Below are 17440 nucleotides of genomic sequence, written 5' to 3'. Positions count from 1 at the left end.
CGGCCCCGGTGGTTCCGGCGGGGGTGGCCCGCCGGGTGTCACTCCTTGCCGAGCAGCGTGACGTCCAGCTTCTGCTCCGCGTAGTCGGCGCGGATCACCTTCTTGTCGAACTTCCCGACCGAGGTCTTCGGCACCGCCTCGACGATCGCCCAGCGCTCGGGCAGCTGCCAGGACGCGATCCGCCCGGCCAGGAAGGCCCGCAGTTCCGGCAGCCCGACGGTGGCACCCGGCCGCAGCACGACGGTCGCCAGCGGGCGCTCGCCCCACTTCTCGTCCGGCACGGCCACCACGGCGGCCTCGGCCACCTCCGGGTGCGCCATCAGGTGGTTCTCCAGGTCCACCGAGGAGATCCACTCGCCGCCGGACTTGATCACGTCCTTGGCCCGGTCGGTGAGGGTCAGGTAGCCGTCCGGGGTGATGGTGCCGACATCGCCGGTGCGCAGCCAGCCGTCCTCGGAGAACTTGTCGTCCGGGCGCTCCGGGTCCTGACCGGCGCCGCCGTAGTACGCCCCCGCGATCCACGGGCCGCGCACCTCCAGCTCGCCCGCCGACGCCCCGTCGTGGGGCATCCGCTCGCCGCCCGGGCCGATCAGCCTGGCCTCGACGGAGGCCGGGAAGATGCCCTGGCTGACCCGGTAGGGCCACTCCTCCTCCGGGGTGAGGCCGCCCGGCGGCTGGGCGAAGGAGCCGAGCGGCGAGGTCTCGGTCATGCCCCAGGCGTGGATGACCCGGATGCCGTGGCGCTCCTCGTACCCCTTCATCAGCGAGGGCGGACAGGCCGAGCCGCCGATGACGACCATCCGCAGGCTGGAGGTGTCGTAGTCGCCGGCGTCCAGCTCGTCCAGCAGCCCGCTCCAGATCGTCGGCACGGCGGCGCTGACGGTGGGCCGTACGGCGGCGATCATCTCGGCCATCGGCCGGGGCTGGAGGAAGCGGTCCGGCATCAGCAGGTTGGCGCCGGACATGAACGCGGCGTGCGGGATGCCCCAGGCGTTGACGTGGAACATCGGCACCACCGGCAGGGCGGTGTCGCGCGGGGTGAAGGCGAAGTTGTCGCCGGTGTTGACCTGGAGGCAGTGCAGGTAGACCGAGCGGTGGCTGTAGAGGACGCCCTTGGGGTCGCCGGTGGTGCCGGAGGTGTAGCAGAGCACGGCGGCCCGGCGCTCGTCGATGTCGGTGAGCCAGGGGTACTCGGCCGGCCGGTCGGCGATCAGCTCCTCGTAGTCGTGCACGCCGCCCGCGAAGCCGGCCAGCACCGAGCGGTCGCCCGGGCCGCTGACCACGATGTGCTTGAGCGTCGGGGCGAGCCTCGGCAGGACGGCGGCCAGCAGGGGGAGCACGGTGCCGTTGACGATGATCACGCGGTCGGCGGCGTGGTCGACGATGAAGGACAGCTGGTTCGCGGGGAGCCGCAGGTTGAGGGTGTGCAGCACCGCGCCCATCGCCGGCACGGCGAGGTAGGCCTCCAGGTGCTCGGCGTTGTTCCACATCAGGGTGGCCACCCGGTCGTCCTCCGTGACGCCGAGCTCGTCCCGCAGGGCCCAGGCCAGCCGCGCGGCCCGCGCCCCGACCTCCGCGTAGGTCCGGACCACCGGTCCGGTGCCGTCCCAGGTGGTGACGGTCGAGCGGGCGTGGACGGTCGCCCCGTGCTCAAGGATTCGGGCGACGGTGAGCGGAACGTCCTGCATCGTGCTGAACACGGGTCCTCCTCGACCTGGGCTGCACTGCGGCGGTGCTGCCCCCGGCCCGACCGGAGACCGGCTACTGGGCGGTAATACGGGGCAGTAGAGCCCGATTGTGCCGCGCCGCACCCTCGCTGTCAGCATTCCGGCACAGTTGCCCCGGTCACGGCCGCCGGGACGGGCGGGATACTGGGGGCATGGGTGACGGGCGTGACGAACGACCGGCGGGGCCGCTGCGGACCGGGCCCCGGATGCCGTGCCCGTGCTGCGCGGAGGGCGTGCGGACGGAGGCGCGGATGGGCCTGCGCGCGGGTCGGACCGGCACCGGGCTCATCCCGCAGACCTGCCGCCACTGCGGCGGCCTGGGTTTCCTGGGGCTCGCCCTGCGGGAGTGACGCCGACTCAGCCGGCCAGCGGGGCGTCCACCTGGTTGCGGTCGACGGTGAGCGTCGCCCCGCCGTAGGTCTCCTCGACATTGCCCCGGTACTGGTGGACGCGCTGGCGCAGGGCCCAGAGGTCCGGGTCGAGCGCCCCGCCGCCCGCCGTGTCGGCCCGGTCGTCCCAGCGCGCGTACCAGAGGGTGTCGGGCAGCGGCGTACTGCCGGCCCGGGCGGCCGCGGCGAGGTCGGCGATGCCGGAATCGAGGCTGGAGTAGAAGCCGGAACCGTAGCCCGCCAGGTGCAGGGCCTGGGTCCAGCCGAGGGTGAAGTCGACCACGGCCTGCCCGCAGGCCGGGTCGCGCGACGGGTATGCCTCGATGTCCAGGAAGACCGGGCTGCCCTTGCCGAGCCCGACCGCGTCGAGGCCGCGGACCGCCTCGATCGCCTCCTCCCGGCCCTGCTGGACGGCCCGGGCGGGGTCGATCCGCTTCGGCTTGCGGCTCAGCCGGCTGCACGGCGCCTGGAGGCCGACATGGACGGGAAGGAAGCGCCAGCCCATCGCCCTGGCCTGCCGCACCCAGTCGGCGCCGAGCCTCGGCTGGGCGCAGCCGCGCTGGCTCCCGCTGGTGTAGATGCCGACCGCCCCGTACGGCGAGTTGTCGCGCCAGGCCCGCATGGTCTCCAGCGGTGGCGCGGTGCAGGCGTCGAAGGCCGCGCCGGTGAAGAGGTCCCGGGCCCGGGCGGCGGGCGGGCCGAACCGGTCGGGGAGGGCGGTGGCCCGGATCCGGGGAGCGGCGGCGACCACCGGTGCGGTCTCGTCGGCGCTCGCGCCCGGACCGCCGGCGGCCAGCAGCAGGACGAAGGAGGCGGCGGCGATGGCCGCGGGGCGGAGATAGCGCACGCCGCCTTGATACTGACGGAACGTCGGACAACTGCGGCAGCCGCGCCGTGCACGCCGGAAAAGCCCACCCTTTCGGACGCACCCGTCCGTATCCGTCCCGATATTTGTAACGAGCTTGCTGCCCAGTGGCTCCTTACGGCAAACTCACCTCCATGCCCACGCCCCACCTCAGCGAAACCTCCGCCCCGACGACGGCCGCCGCCGTCGCCGAGGCGCTTGTCATGCCGCCCGCCCCCAAGGGCGAGCCCGCCGGCGAGCGGGGCGGCTGGCGACGAGGCGGGGCGCCCGCGGAGGGGCTGCCACCGGACCCGCGACCCGGCCGACCGTCCGGCCGGCGGTTCCCGAACTTCCTGCGGCGCCCGGAGAGCATCCCGGCGCCGCTGCTCTGTCTGACGGCGATGTTCCTGGTGCAGACCGGGATCGCGTTCTCCAAGCCGCTGTTCGGCCCGCTCGGGGTCAGCGGCACCACCTTCCTCCGGCTGGGCTTCGCGGCGGTCGTCCTGCTCGCCGTCACCCGGCCCCGGCTGCGCGGGCTCCGGCCGCGGGACCTGGCCGCCGCGGGCCTGCTCGGCATGGCCTCGGCCGGGATGACCCTGCTGTTCGCCGGGGCGATCGACCGGCTGCCGATGGGCACCGCCGCCACCATCGAGTTCCTCGGCCCGCTCGCGGTGGCGCTGTTCTTCGCCCGCCGTGCCAGCCACCTGCTGTGGGCGCTGCTCGCGGCCGGCGGGGTGGCGCTGCTGACCCTGCTCGGCGAGGGCGGGGAGGGCGGGAGCGGACTCGACCCGGTCGGCCTGCTCTGCGCCTTCGGGGCGGCGGCCTGCTACGCCGCGTACATCCTGTTCACGGACAAGGTCGGCGCGGCGTTCCAGGGCTTCCAGGGGCTGGCCGTGTCGATGACGGTCGGCGCGCTGGTGGTGGCGCCGTTCGGGCTCGGCGAGGCCTGGGACGGGCTGTCGGCGCCGGACGCCTCGCCGCTGGTGCTGCTGCTCGCGGTCGCCGGGGTGTCACTGCTGCTGCCGGTGATCCCCTACGCGCTGGAGATGACCGCGCTGCGGCGGATGCCCCAGCGGGTGTTCAGCGTGCTGGTGAGCCTGGAGCCGGCGGTCAGCGCGCTGGTCGGGCTGGTGGTGCTCGGACAGCTGCTGGGCGCCGCCCAGCTGGCGGGGATCGGCTGTGTGGTGGTGGCCAGCGTCGGGGCCACCCTGACCGGGCGGCGCTGAGACGAGCGGACCGCCGGAACGACCCCGGACCACCTGGAGCGCCGGACGGCCGGGGCGCGCATCACATCGATGCGCGCCCCGGCCGTCCGCCGTGGCGCTCCGGACACTTCCGGTGCTCCGGACACTTCCGGTGCTTCGGCCGCGTCAGGGCCAGAGCAGGGTGCGCGACCACTCCGGGGTGAGCACCGGTCCGGTTCTGGTGTAGCGGAGGCGGACGTGGTGGCGCTCGGCCTCGCCCTGCCAGAACTCGACCTCGTGCGCCCAGAGCGTGTAGACGGCGTGCCCGGCGGCGACCGCGTCCGGGGTGGCCTCCAGGCGGCGCCGGGCCACCGACACCGCCTCCTCGTACTCGGCCGGCGAGGCCAGCGGCTCGCTCTGGCGCCCGACCAGCGCGCCGATCCGGGCGTCCGGGGAGCGGGTGGCGAACTCGGCCGCCGCGACCAGGTCGGCGGCCCGTTCGACGGTGCCGCGGACCCGCACCTGGCGGCCCAGCCGGGGCCAGTAGACGGTGAGCGCGGCGGCCGGGTGGTCGGCGAGCTGGCGGCCCTTGGGGCTGTCGGCGGCGGCGGAGAAGACCCAGCCGGTGCCGGACGCGTCCACGTCGCGCAGCACCAGGACGCGGGCGTCCGGCAGGCCGTCGGCGTCGACCGTGGAGAGGGTGAAGACCTGCGGGTCCAGCACCCCGGCGTCGAGGGCGGTGGCGAGCCAGTCGACGAGCAGCGGGCCGGGCTCGGCCGGGGCCGCCGCGGTGTCGAAGCCCGGCAGCGGGCGGGCCATCGGCGGACGGCCCAGCATCAGCTCGGGCACGGACCGGGGCTCGGGCCGCGTTTCCGGGCGCGGCTCCGGGCCCGACCCGGGACCGGGTGCGGGCGTGGTCCCGCCCGGGCCGCTCAGGTCCTCGTCCTCGGCTGCCATCGCGCCCTTCCTTCCGGTTGCCGCCGCCGCAGCCCCTCGCCGGACGGGCCACCGGGGGGGGCGCCGGGCTCGGGGGTGCACTGTCGGAGCGCAACCGTACCGCCGCAGGGTGACGAGTCAGGGCGCGGGCCCTGCACCGGCCCGCCCGTGGACGCCCCGGCCCGCCCCCCTGCGCGCCCGGACATGCCCGGCTCGTCCGGACACGCCCGGATACGCCCGTGGGCGGCACCGAAACTCGGTGCCGCCCACGGGACCGGTTCGCGGTGACCCTTTCCGCTGCCCGGTTGCGCGCTGTGCGATCCGTTCCGATCGCCGTTGTTCCGATCCGCTCCGCGGTCCGCTCCGGACCCGTCGCGGGTGCTCAGCCCACCCGCGTCCGCCCCGGCCGGCCCCGGTGCTTCGTCGACGGCGCCCCCGCCGTCGACGGCTCCCGGTCGGTGCCGGCACCCGGGGCTCCCCGGTGCCCGATCGCCCGGGGGCTCAGCCGAAGATCGGGGCGAAGACGATGCTGTAGTTCTTGTTGGACTGGCCGGCCAGGATGGTGCCCGAGTTGTCCTTCACCGCGAGGGTGTTGGCCTGGTTCGAGGCGCCGGAGCCGGTCGCGGTCTGCTGGTTCGAGATGTAGTTGCCGTCGACCGAGCCGAAGACGTTGCCCGTCCCGACGTTCGACACCACACCGCTGTTGGACCCGTCGTTGGCGAGCGCGCCGTTGTCGGCGGCGGCGGCGCCGGCACCGGCGAGCAGCAGTCCGGCGGCGAGCGGGGCCGCGAGCAGCACACCGGCGGTGCGACGGATTCGGTTGCGAGCCATGGGAGCCTCCAAGAAACGGTAATCGTGCATTGGGTGCGGGAGTTCGCCGGCCAGACGAACACCTGCGGGCTGCGACGCCGGGTCACAGACTTCCGCAACAAATCGACAAAGCACCACCTCCCGGTGCCCTTTTCGCCCTTTAGCGTGATATCCAGCAGCCCCGCGCATAACTGCGACCGATCCTGGAAGCCCGCCGACACATCGCCGCCGACCTGCGATGTCGCCCGAACGGTCGGATGCGACCGAGTGATCGGGGGAGGCGCGAAGGGGGCACACGGACAACCCGGCGCACCACCCTGGCGCGCGGCGGAAACAAACACGCCCCCGACGGTGCGGTCACGCTACCGTGTCGATAATTCCGGCCATCCTGCGACAGTCTGAAAATCCGGAGAACAATACCTTCGTTGCCCGGCCCGAGGGGGCGGTCAAACCGCCTTGCCGGGATTGAGGATCCCCAGCGGATCGAAGACCGCCTTCAGCTGCCGCTGCAGCTCCATCGCCACCGGCCCCAGCTCCCGGGCCAGCCACTCCCGCTTGAGCAGCCCCACCCCGTGCTCCCCGGTGATCGTCCCGCCCAGCTCCAGCCCCAGCGCCATGATCTCGTCGAAGGAGCGCTGCGCCAGGGCCGACTGCTCGGGGTCCGCCTCGTCGAAGATGACGATCGGATGGGTGTTGCCGTCCCCGGCATGGCTCACCACGCCGATGGTCAGCCCGTGCCGCTCGCCGATCGCCGCGACCCCCTCCAGCATCTCGGCCAGCCGTGAGCGCGGCACCGCCACGTCGTCGATCATCGTGGTGCCCAGCCGGTCCAGCGCGGGCAGCGCCAGCCGGCGTGCCTCCAGCAGCAGTTCGGACTCGGCCTGGTCCTCGGCCGGCACCACCTCGGTCGCCCCGGCCGCCCGGCACAGCTCGCCGACCGAGGCGAGCTCGGCCACCCGGTCCGGGCCGTCGAAGGCGACCAGCAGCAGCGCCCGGGTCGACTCCGGCAGGCCCATCCGCCCCAGCTCGTTGACCGCGCGCACGCTCACCGGGTCCATCAGCTCCATCAGCGAGGGGGTGAAGCCGCGCGCCATCACCTCGCAGACCGCCGCGCCCGCCGAGGCCGTGCTCGGGAACTCCGCCGCCAGTGCCAGCTGCGGGGCCGGGGCCGGGCGCAGCGCCAGCACGGCGCGGACCACCACCCCCAGCGTGCCCTCGGAGCCGACCAGGAGCCGGGTCAGGTCGTAGCCGGCCACGCCCTTGGCCGTCCGGCGGCCGGTGGACAGCAGCCGTCCGTCGGCCAGCACCACGTCGAGGCCGAGCACGTACTCGCTGGTCACGCCGTACTTGACGCAGCAGAGCCCGCCCGCGCCGGTCCCGATGTTGCCGCCGATGGTGCAGGACTCCCAGCTCGACGGGTCGGGCGGGTAGGCGAGCCCCGAGGCGGCGGCCGCCCGGGAGAGCTCGGCGTTGACCACCCCCGGCTCGACCACCGCGATCCGGTTCACCGGGTCGATCTCCAGGATCCGGTTCATCCGCAGCATCGACAGCACGATGCAGCCGTCGACCGCGTTGGCCGCGCCGGACAGACCGGTCCTGGCCCCCTGCGGGACCACCGGGACGCGCAGCGCGGTGGCGGTGCGCAGCACGTGCTGCACCTGCTCGACCGTCTCCGGGAAGACCACCACGGCGGGGGTGCCGGCCGGGCAGAAGTCCGCCATGTCGTGCCGGTAGGCGTCCGTCACGTCCGGGTCCACGGCAATCGCTCCGGGCGGGAGTCCCTCCGCCAGCCGGTCCGTCAGGTCACTCATCGCCGCCTCAGCCCTCCGCCGCCCGTCCCGGACTCGCACTCTGCCCGCCGCCCGCCCGAGCGGCAAGTACACCGGGGCGGTCGGGACCGGTGCAGTACCGGGGTGGTACGGACCGGTGCAGTACCGGGGTGGTCGGGCCCGGGACGGTCAGGCCCGGCGCAGGACCGGGGAGGCCAGGGCGAGGAGCCCGGCGGCCCCGGCGGCCAGCGCGCAGAGGGAGATCGGCACCCGGGGTCCGGCCGTGTCGGAGAGCAGGCCGAGCGCCCCGGTCGAGAGCACCAGCGCGGCGCTCTGCACCAGGGTCAGCAGGGCCTGCACCCGGGAGAGATGGGTGTCCGGCGCGGCTCCCAGCACCAGCGGCCCGAGCCGGACGACGAACACCCCCGACCCCGCGCCCGTCAGCAGCCCGCCGATCACGGCCACCGCCGGGACCGGCGCGGCGGCCAGCAGCGCGATGCCCGCGGCGGCGGCGCAGAGCCCGGCCGCCGCACCCGCCCCCGCCCCGCGCGGGGGCCGGCCGGCCCCCGCGCCCCGGCGGGCGAGCAGGGCCGAGACCACCAGGACGCCCGCACCCTGGGCACCCGCCACCAGACCGGCCGCCCCCGCGCCCCACCCGGCGGTCCGGGCCAGCAGCGGCCCGAGCAGCGAGACCACCGGCAGCACCGCCCCGGCCGCGGCCCCGGCCAGCAGCAGCGCCGCCCGCAGCAAGCGGTCCCCCGTCGCCAGCCGCACCCCGGCGGCCGCCTCCCGCAGCAGCCCGGACGGTCCGCCCGTGCCGGTGCCGGCCGACCTGTCCGTACCGGTGCCGGTGCCGGTGCCGGCCGATCTTTCCGTCCAGTTCCCGGCCGCCCGGGCCCGCCGCGGGTCGGACACCGGCAGGAACAGCAGCACCAGCAGCAGGACGGCGAAGCTCGCCGCGTCCGCCAGCGCCGCCGCGGGCAGCCCGCCCACCGCGACCAGCGCACCGCCGAGGGGTGCCCCCAGCAGGGCGGCGAGCTGACCGCCCGCCTGCCGCAGGGCCAGGGCCCGCGGCAGTTGCTCGGCGTCCACGAGCAGACGGGGCATCGACCCGCTCGCCGGGAGGTAGAACGCGTCCACCACGCCGATCACCAGCGCCGCGAGCAGCAGCAGCCCGAGCGCGCTGCCCCGGACTACGGCCGCGGCCGCCAGCGCGAGCGTCGTGGCCAGCATCACCGCGTCCCCGGCGAGCATCACCCGGCGCGCGCCCAGCCGGTCCGCCACCGCGCCGCCGACCAGGACCAGCACCGTCCGGGCCACCGTGATCACGGTGAGCACCAGTCCGGCGGCGGTTCCGCCGTGCGCGGCGGCGGCCCAGCCCAGGGCGAAGGCGAGGGCGGCGTCGCCCAGGGCCCCGAGCTGCGCGCCGGCGAGCCAGCGCAGATACGGCGCGGGCAGCGCCGGCCGACCCGGGCTGGCCGGGGCGGAGGGATCGGCCGCGGCGTCGTCGGTCGCGAGGGAACCTGTGGTCGTCATGCGCGCCGACGCTAGGACCCTCGACCGGCTTCAGGGCAAGCGCCGGGCCGACGGGCGCGGATCAGGCGCGGACCACCGGCTCCTGCAACTCCGTCACCCAGTCCGCCGGGTCCTCGGGGCACTCCAGGTAGAGCTCCCGGGCGTAGCCGGCCGAGCGGTAGCCGTTCTCCTCGACGAACCGCGCCAGCACCTGGAACGAGCCCAGCGAATCGTCCATCGAGCCCCGGTGCACCACCGTCGCCGCCGCCTCGACGGCCGGCAGGTCGACCACCGCGAAGCCGTGCTCCTCGCCCGTGGCCGGGGCGGTCCCCGCCGCGACCGGCACCGCGACCCGGATCAGCACCGAACCGTCGCCGTCCCCGGTGTCCTCGTACCGGGCGACGGACGGGCCGGCGGCCGCGACACCGGCCGCCGCCAGGCGACCGCAGAGCTCCTCGAACAGCGGGCCGATCACCGGCCCGATGTCCTGCGGCTCGTAGCTCGCCGCGACACCGGCCAGCTCGGCCGCCCGGACCGACGGCAGCCGCTTCACCACAACGTCCTGTGCGGACATGGTCCCCTCGCTCTCGATCGTCCGGAGCCTCGCCTCGACCCGGGCCAGCCGTTCGGCGTCCGCGGCCATGGCTGCGGCGAGCTCGGCCCGCCGCAGCCGCAGCATCCCGCGCAGCTCCGCCGGGTCCACCTCCTCGTCCAGCACGGCCCGCACCTGGTGCAGTGTGAAGCCGAGCTCCTTGAGGGCGATGACCCGGTTGAGCCGGGCGAGTTGGGCCGCCTCGTAGCAGCGGTAGCCGCTCGACGGGTCGACCCGGGCCGGCCGGACCAGCCCGATGGCGTCGTAGTGACGCAGCATCCGGACCGACACCCGGCCGTGCTTGGCGAAGTCTCCGATGTTCAACATGGTCCCTCCAGTGCAGGCCCTCACACGGTGTCATGGTCAAGCCCGGGGACCATCGCCGGTCCCGCCGTCCCCGGCGGGACCGGCGCTCAGTCGGTCACGTCGAACCCCCGCCGGTCCCCCAGCGTGCGCAGGCTCCGCTGGCCGGGGACCCCGTTGGCGTCCTCCCCCGCGTAGCCGAGGCTGCGCTGGAAGGCCGCGTACGCCTGGACCGTCCGGGTGCCGAGCGAGCCGTCCACCCAGCGCTGCTCCAGGAAGCCCTCGTCCGCGAGGGCCTGTTCGACGATCCGCACCTCGCCCCCGTAGGTCTGGTGCCCCTGCTCGGCGCCCGGGTCGGTGCGGGCGGCCGCGACCACGTGGGCGAGCGACACCCGGCGCGGCGAGGGCAGCCGGCCGAGCAGCCGGCGCAGCGACCCCTCGCCCGGCACACCGTCGGCGTCCGGCCCCGAGTACCCCAGACTGTGCTGGAAGTCCTGGTAGTTGAGGGTGTCGGCGTCCCGCCAGTCCTCGTCCGGACCGGAGGCGTAGTGCCGGCCGAAGCCCTGCCGGACGAGCGCCTCGCCGACCTCCCGGACCTGCGGCCCGTGCGCGCCGTAGCCGTACTCCAACCCGTTGATCGTCACCCGGTACCGGGCCGGTCCGGAGTCACCGGTCGGGCCGGAGTCCCCGCGCGGCGTGGGCACCGGCGCACCGCCGGCCGCCGCGACGATGCCGGGCAGCACCACCTCGCGGAACTGCCGGGCCCGGGCGTCCCCCGGGCAGGCCGTGCCGCCGGCCGACCACTCCGGGAACATCCGGTGCACCCCGAAGCCGGGCGCGTCCCACCGCGGGCAGATCCGCACCGGGATGCCGTGCCGCTGGTGCAGCCACGCCCCGAGCGCGACCAGGGCGGCGACCTGCGCGTCCGTCCAGGGATCGGTGCTCGCGTCGTCGCTGGCCGTCTCCACGCTGATCGCGCCGGTGCCGTCGGCTCTGCGGTTGGCGCCCATATTGGCGTCGGCACGCGTCTCGGTACCGACGAACTGCCCCACGCCGCCGTCGTATCCGACCCCGAAGTGCGACTCCAGGTTGGTCGAGTCCCGCCAGTACTCGTACATCCGCCGCGGCGTCCACGGCGCCGCCACACTGTGGAAGACCACCTGCGTCGGCGTGATCGCCGGCTGCTCGTCCGACTCTGGCTGGAGCTCCATCTTCTCCGCGCCGGGGTACCAGGCCATCCGTCTCTCCTTGCCGGGCCCAGGGCAGTTCGCCCTTTACGCCCGAACACACGAGACCCGGCCCTCCCCGGAACGACGTTTCCCCCACAAACCCCCCGTTCAGGTGAAAACGGGGCACCTCCCCACCTTCCCCACCCCCGACAAGCACAAAGGCGGGTGCCGACCCTGAGGTCGACACCCGCCTTGAGCAGGTGGTTCTTTCTCCTACCGGCGGAGAGCGTGGGATTCGAACCCACGGTACGGGGTCACCGCACGACAGTTTTCAAGACTGTTCCCTTAGGCCGCTCGGGCAGCTCTCCAGGCGGAGGTCAGCCTAACGGGTCCGGTGGGGTTCGGTGCACCGGGTTTCCGGGCGGGGGTCAGTCGCCGACGCGGGTGCCGAGGGTGACCTTGGTGGTGGCGGTCTGGCCGTTGCGGGTGTACTCGACGTCGACGGTCTCGCCCGGCTTGTGCGTCCAGATCTTGCTGACCAGGGCGGGGCCGTTCTCGATCGGGCTGCCGCCGAGCTTGGTGATCACGTCGCCCGGCTTGAGGCCGGCCTGGTCGGCGGCGCCGCCGGGGGTGACGGCCGGCTGGCCCTGGATGTCGCGGGTCTGGATCTGCGCGCCGTCGCCCTTGTAGTCGTCGTTGCGCAGCACGTCGAGCTTGGCGTAGACCGGCTTGCCGGTCTTGATCAGGGTGTCCGCCACCCACTTGGCCTGGTTGACCGGGATCGCGAAGCCCAGGCCGATGGAGCCGGCCCGGCCGTTGCTGGAGGCGTTGGACTGGATCGCGGAGTTGATGCCGATCACCGCGCCCGAGGAGTCCAGCAGCGGACCGCCGGAGTTGCCGGGGTTGATCGAGGCGTCGGTCTGCAGCGCGTTCATGTACGAGGCCTGCGCGCCGGTCTCGTCGCCGGAGGCGACCGGGCGGTCCTTGGCGCTGATGATGCCGGTGGTGACGGTGGACTCCAGGCCGTACGGGGCACCGATGGCGATGGTGGAGTCACCGACGTTGACCTTGTCGGAGTCGGCCAGCGGAAGCGGCGTCAGCTTGCCCTTGGGCGGGGTGTCGAGCTTGATCACCGCGACGTCGTAGCCCTCGGCGCGGCCGAGCACGGAGGCGCCGTAGGAGCTGCCGTCGGCGAACTTGACGGTCAGTTTGCCGCCGCTGGTGGACGCGGGCGCCACCACGTGGTTGTTGGTGAGGATGTGGCCCTCGGTGTCGAAGACGAAGCCGGTGCCGGTGCCGGACTCGCCGTTGCCCTGGGCCTTGATGGTGACGACGCTGGGCAGCGCCTTCTGCGCGATGCCGGCGACCGAGCCCGGGGCGGGCTCGTTCCTCTGGGTGTTGTTGGCCTGGACCGTGGTGGAGCTGCGGTCGGCCTTGGCGCTGACGGAGGTGTCGTCGCGGTCGGCGACGGCCACTCCGACCGCGCCGCCGGCCACACCGGCCACCAGGGCCACGGCCGCGACCAGGGCGATCAGGCCGCCGCGCTTCTTGCGCGGGCCGCCGGGGCCGGGGGCGCCGGGGTACTCGCCCGGGTAGCCGAGCGGGCCGCCGGGACCACCGGGGGCCCCGGGCGCGCCCGGGGTGATGTCGTGGGTGCCCCAGCCGCCGAGCGGCTGGCCTGCGCCGAACGGGTGGTGGTGCTGCCCGGTGGCGCCCGGGGCCGGCGGGGCGGCGGGCGTCCCGTACGGGTCGTGCTGGGCCGCGGCGGGCGCCGCGTAGGGGTCGTGCGGGGCGGACGGCGCCGCGTACGGGTCGTGCGCGGCGAGGGCCGGGGGCACCGGGGTGCCGGGGGCCGGGGTCGCGTACGGGTTGCCGCCCTGCGGGCCGGCCGGGGCGGCGGGCGCGGCCGGAGCCGGAGCCGGCGGCAGGACCGGCGGCGGGGCGTCCAGGTAGCCGGGCTCGACGGCCGGGGGTGCGGCGGGTGCGGCGGGCGCCGGCACCGGGGCCGGCGGGACCGCCGGCTCGGGGGCGGTCAGCTTGCCGAAGGCCACGGTGGGCGTGAACCCGCCGGAACCCCCCTCGACGGCGGGAGCCGACTGCTCCGCAGCGGGGGACGGGACGGCCGCATTCTGCTGCGCCGGACCGTCAGCCGGGGAACCCACCACCCCCTGGCCGCCGGAGGGCTGCTCCTCCTGCGGCCCGGTGGACCCAACCTCGCGCTCGGTGCTCACGGACGACCTCCATCGCTGACAGGACCAACAACCATAGTTTTTCGCACACTCGATTCGATTGCCGTAAGGAGCCTTCTGAAGAACTCATAAGAATCCTTAGCCCGACCAGACGGACGCCCCCCGGCGCCGCCCGCCCGACCCCCTGGCCTTGGCGTTCTCCCCCGTGCCCGCTAGCCTGTCGCTCCGAACTGACACGCGGGAGCTTGGACCCACCAGGCTGAGAGTGCGCCGGTCGACCGTACGCCACGGGATCCGTGGACGGACCGTCGAGGGGGCGCAGACCGCCGGAACCTGTCCGGGTAATGCCGGCGTAGGGAGATATCGGCCATGCCGCCTGCCTCGACGTCCTCGTCGTCCCCGTCCTCGGCCACCGCCGTCCTGGAGCCCCCGGCCCGGGTCGAGGCCCCGCTGGTGCTCGACACCGAGCCTCCCCGCACCCTCCGCTTCCGCGACCACTTCGCGCTCTGGATGAACCTCGGCGTCTCGCTGATCGGCTTCACCACCGCCGCGACCGTGCTCGGCGCCAAGGGCAGCGAGCTGTCGCTGGCCGCCGCCGTGACCGCGATCGTGGCCGGCACCGTGGTCGGTACGGCGATGCTCGGCGTCGCCGCGCTGATCGGCGCCCGCACCGGCGCGCCCGCCATGGCGACCCTGCGCGGACTGTTCGGCACCCGGCTGTCCTACGTGCCGACGGTGCTCAACATCGTCCAGTGCATCGGCTGGGGCGTGTACGAGCTGCTGACGATCGCTCTCGGCGCGCAGACCGTCGTCGGCACCGAGGGCTACCGCTGGCTCTTCGTCGTGCTGGCCGGCGCGATCACCACCGCGCTGACCATCTGGCCGCTCGGCGCGATCGCCGTACTGCGCCGCTTCGTCGCCGTCGCGGTGGCGGTCGCGATGATCTACTTCACCGTCCAGCTCGGCCGGAACGGCGTCACCGACCCGGGCGCGGGCAACTGGCACGGCTTCCTGCGGGCGACGGACGCGATGATCGCGGTGTCCATCTCCTTCGTCCCGCTCGCCGCCGACTACACCCGGCACTCGCGCACCCCGCGCTCGGCGTTCTGGGGCAGCTTCTCCGGCTACACGGTGGCCCAGGTCTGGTGCTACGTGCTCGGCCTGATGGCGCTGCTGCAGGCGGACGGCGACCCCGAGCGGATCTTCGGCTCCTTCCTGGGCGTCTGGGCGGGCTGGCTGTTCCTGCTGGTGCTGGTGCTGCGCGAGACCGACCAGTCCTTCGCGAACGTCTACTCGACCGCGATGTCGATCCACAACCTGCTGCCGAAGGTCGACCGCCGGGTGCTCACGGGCGGCACCGGTGCGCTGATCACCGTGCTCGCCCTGCAGATCACCGCGTTCACCGACTCGTACTACGCCTTCCTGGGGCTGATCGGCTCGGTCTTCGTGCCGATGTTCGCGGTGCTGGCGGTCGACTACTTCCTCGGCGCCGGGCGGCGCGGCTGGGACCTCTCGGACGGGGCGCCGTCCCGCTGGCTGATGCTGCTGCCGTGGGCGCTGGGCTTCGCGGTCTACCAGCTGATCGCGCCGACCGCGGTGGCCGGCTGGTGGACGGACTTCTGGACGTCCGCCCAGGAGCTGCTGCACTTCACCCCGCAGGAGTGGACCTCGGCCTCGCTGTTCGGCTTCCTGGTGCCCGCCCTGGCGACCTGGGCGCTCACCCCGCTCACCCGGGGCCGGGCCGCCGCCGACGCGCGCTGACCGGACGGGCCGGGGCGGCCTCGACCGGGGCCTCGGAGAGGGGCCGCCGCGAGGGGCCGCCGGAATACCCTGCGGAATGTTCGTGGAATTCCGGCGGAACGGCCACGGAACGCCCACGGAACACCGGTGGAACGCCGCTCGGAACGACTGCGGAACAACTGCGGGGCCCCGGTGCGAGTCCGACCGGGGCACGGCCGCGGAACCGCCCGCGGAACGGGCCGCGGCACCGCCCGGAACGACCCCGGCCGCGCGACGGAGTGACGAAGTCGGCCCTCCGGGTTGGCGCCGACGTCGCCTCCGTGTCACTTCCGCCGCCTATCGTGGGGGGCGTGACCAGCCCTGATGTCTCGCCCGTGACGGCCCGCACCACTCGGCCCGTCCAGGTGATCGCCCACCGCGGTTCCTCGCACGCCCTGCCCGAGCACACCCTCGCCGCCTACCGCAGGGCGCTCTCCGAGGGGGCGGACGCACTGGAGTGCGACGTCCGGGTGACCGCCGACGGACAGCTGGTCTGCGTGCACGACCGGCGGATCGGCCGGGTCTCGGACGGCCGGGGCACGGTCTCCGCGATGACCCTGGCCGAGCTGGAGGCGCACGACTTCGGCGCCTGGAAGACCGGCCGGCCGAGCGAGGACCCGGAGCTGCGCGGCGTGCTGCGGCTGGAGAGCCTGCTGGAGCTGGTCGTGGACTCCGGGCGGCCGGTGGACCTCGCGATCGAGACCAAGCACCCGGTGCGGTTCCGCGGCCGGGTGGAGTCCGAGCTGCTGCGGATGCTGGACCGGTTCGGCATCGGCGGCGCGGCCGGGGCCGGAGGCCGGGGTGCCGAGGCGTCGGGGACCGGCGCGGGCCACGGCGTCAACGCCCGGATCATGAGCTTCTCCTCCGTCGCGCTGGCCCGGGTGGCGGCCGCGGCGCCGCAGTACCCGAGGGTGTTCCTGTTCGAGCGCGGCCTGGTGCTGCGCGGGCGGCTGCGCCCCGGCGCGCCGCTGCCGGGCGGGGCGCGGATCGCCGGTCCCGGCATGGACCTGGTGCGCGCCCGGCCGGGGCTGGTGACCAGGCTGCTCGAACTGGGCCACCAGGTGCACGTGTGGACGGTCGACGAGCCGGCCGACGTCGAGCTCTGCCTGGAGCTCGGTGTGTCGGCGATCATCACCAACCGCCCGGCGGAGGTCCTGGCCCAGCTCGGCCGGTGATGGCACGCGGTCCTGCGCCGTGCCGAGTCGTGCAGCGCCGTACCGAGTCGAGCCGTACCGAGTCGAGCCGTGTCGCACGGGCATGCCGTGAAGCCGTGGTGAACCGTTCAACCACCGTGACAAGCTGACCGTCTTGGTAGGGACTCAAACCTTTCGGCAACGATTTCTGCCGCAATTCATACAGTTTCACGACGGAGGGTGAGCACGGAATCACCTGTCGCGCACCCTCGGTACACCGGCCTGAAATGACTGCGCGGGATCGCCGCGCGGTCGTTTCCGACGTATTGCCAAGGGGCATCCATCCCTCGGCATACGCTGAAGGAGGTCCGGGGGTGGCGTTGATGGTGGCGCGTGAAGTGCCGACTTCATCGACCATGGCAGTGCCGCACGGCCCAGCGAGTGTCGGGGTCGCACGGCGCCGACTGCGTCGAGATCTGGGAGACCGGTCGATACCGGAGCCGGTCATTGATGATGCTGTTCTGATCCTTTCCGAACTTTTGAGCAACGCCTGTCGCTACGCCCGGCCGCTCGGGCCCCTGCCGGCCCTCGGCCGGGGCGCCCGCGCCGAGGCGGCGGAACCGCTGCTGGTCGGCGGACCGTCCCGGGCCGTCGGCCCGGCGGCTCCGGCCGCCGCCCCGGGCGAGCCCGACGAGGACGCCGGCGGCGTACTGGTCCGCTGGCAGATGCACGCCGACGGGGTGCTCACCCTGGAGGTGACCGACGGCGGGTCACCGACCCGGCCGTCGCCGTCCAGCCCCTCGCTGACCTCGCACGGCGGCCGAGGGCTGAGCATCGTGGACCAGCTGGCGAGCGACTGGGGCGTGCGCGACGCCCCGGGCGAGGTGACGGTGTGGGCGGCCCTGCCGGCCCGGGCCCGGCACGCCCGGCGGACGGCCGGCGGACACCGGGAGGCCTGAGGCCGACGGACGGCTCCGGACCGCGCGGGCACCCGCCGCGCGGCCGGTCGCCGGTCGGCACCGCCCGGCGGCGGGCCGTGCCCGCGCCCCGGTGTGCGCCACACTCCCGGGGAACGTCAGTAGGCTGCCCGGAGCACAACAC

Annotated in this window: 14 protein-coding genes and 1 tRNA gene; 5 read left to right on the top strand and 10 right to left on the bottom strand. The window is 74.5% G+C overall.

Annotated elements, in window-relative coordinates; translation table 11 throughout:
• Window positions 1–38: 38 nt before the first annotated feature.
• Window positions 39–1700, bottom strand: coding sequence for a long-chain fatty acid--CoA ligase (locus OG715_RS22980; RefSeq protein WP_266270737.1), 1662 nt, complete (start codon window positions 1698–1700; stop codon window positions 39–41).
• A 179-nt stretch (window positions 1701–1879) separates the two neighbouring features.
• On the opposite strand from OG715_RS22980, the gene OG715_RS22975 reads away from it, so the two are divergent.
• The gene (locus OG715_RS22975; protein ID WP_266270736.1) at window positions 1880–2077 is read left to right on the top strand and encodes a hypothetical protein; all 198 of its coding nucleotides are present in this window, start codon (window positions 1880–1882) and stop codon (window positions 2075–2077) included.
• Between the two features lie 7 nt (window positions 2078–2084).
• Here OG715_RS22975 and OG715_RS22970 read toward each other — a convergent pair whose 3' ends face one another.
• On the bottom strand, window positions 2085–2963 hold the full coding sequence (locus OG715_RS22970; protein WP_266270734.1) for a DUF1906 domain-containing protein: 879 nt from the start codon (window positions 2961–2963) through the stop codon (window positions 2085–2087).
• 152 nt (window positions 2964–3115) lie between these two features.
• On the opposite strand from OG715_RS22970, the gene OG715_RS22965 reads away from it, so the two are divergent.
• Entirely contained in the window at window positions 3116–4186 is a 1071-nt protein-coding gene (locus OG715_RS22965; protein WP_266270733.1) for an EamA family transporter, read from the top strand.
• A 144-nt stretch (window positions 4187–4330) separates the two neighbouring features.
• On the opposite strand, the gene OG715_RS22960 is transcribed toward OG715_RS22965, so the two are convergent.
• The 8 genes from OG715_RS22960 to OG715_RS22925 form a co-directional block, all read right to left on the bottom strand.
• Window positions 4331–5101, bottom strand: a complete 771-nt coding sequence (locus OG715_RS22960) for a pyridoxal 5'-phosphate synthase (RefSeq protein ID WP_266270730.1) — start codon at window positions 5099–5101, stop codon at window positions 4331–4333.
• 480 nt (window positions 5102–5581) lie between these two features.
• Window positions 5582–5911, bottom strand: a complete 330-nt coding sequence (locus tag OG715_RS22955; RefSeq protein ID WP_030392549.1) for a hypothetical protein — start codon at window positions 5909–5911, stop codon at window positions 5582–5584.
• Window positions 5912–6336: 425 nt separating this feature from the next.
• Window positions 6337–7701, bottom strand: coding sequence for an FAD-binding oxidoreductase (locus OG715_RS22950; protein ID WP_266270729.1), 1365 nt, complete (start codon window positions 7699–7701; stop codon window positions 6337–6339).
• Window positions 7702–7848: 147 nt separating this feature from the next.
• Complete coding sequence (locus OG715_RS22945) at window positions 7849–9195, bottom strand: MFS transporter (protein WP_266270727.1); 1347 nt, start codon at window positions 9193–9195, stop codon at window positions 7849–7851.
• 61 nt (window positions 9196–9256) lie between these two features.
• Window positions 9257–10093, bottom strand: a complete 837-nt coding sequence (locus tag OG715_RS22940) for a MerR family transcriptional regulator (protein WP_266270725.1) — start codon at window positions 10091–10093, stop codon at window positions 9257–9259.
• A gap of 86 nt (window positions 10094–10179) precedes the next feature.
• Window positions 10180–11307 carry a peptidoglycan-binding protein gene (locus OG715_RS22935; protein WP_266270724.1) on the bottom strand — a complete coding sequence of 376 codons (1128 nt, stop codon included), beginning with the start codon at window positions 11305–11307 and terminating at the stop codon, window positions 10180–10182.
• Between the two features lie 211 nt (window positions 11308–11518).
• Window positions 11519–11606 (bottom strand) — tRNA-Ser (locus OG715_RS22930).
• 60 nt (window positions 11607–11666) lie between these two features.
• Window positions 11667–13469 (bottom strand): S1C family serine protease, encoded by a 1803-nt coding sequence (locus OG715_RS22925; RefSeq protein ID WP_266270723.1) that lies wholly within the window; start codon window positions 13467–13469, stop codon window positions 11667–11669.
• Between the two features lie 327 nt (window positions 13470–13796).
• On the opposite strand from OG715_RS22925, the gene OG715_RS22920 reads away from it, so the two are divergent.
• The 3 genes from OG715_RS22920 (at window position 13797) to OG715_RS22910 (ending at window position 17298) form a co-directional block, all read left to right on the top strand.
• Complete coding sequence (locus tag OG715_RS22920; protein ID WP_266270722.1) at window positions 13797–15188, top strand: purine-cytosine permease family protein; 1392 nt, start codon at window positions 13797–13799, stop codon at window positions 15186–15188.
• Between the two features lie 329 nt (window positions 15189–15517).
• On the top strand, window positions 15518–16381 hold the full coding sequence (locus OG715_RS22915) for a glycerophosphodiester phosphodiesterase family protein (protein WP_266270721.1): 864 nt from the start codon (window positions 15518–15520) through the stop codon (window positions 16379–16381).
• Between the two features lie 497 nt (window positions 16382–16878).
• Window positions 16879–17298, top strand: a complete 420-nt coding sequence (locus OG715_RS22910) for a hypothetical protein (protein WP_323182153.1) — start codon at window positions 16879–16881, stop codon at window positions 17296–17298.
• The last annotated feature ends 142 nt before the right edge of the window (window positions 17299–17440 follow it).

The sequence above is a fragment of the Kitasatospora purpeofusca genome (assembly GCF_036010405.1).
GTDB lineage: Bacteria > Actinomycetota > Actinomycetes > Streptomycetales > Streptomycetaceae > Kitasatospora > Kitasatospora purpeofusca.
Note: the sequence above shows the minus strand (reverse complement) of the source record. Positions and strands in the feature narration are given on the sequence as shown.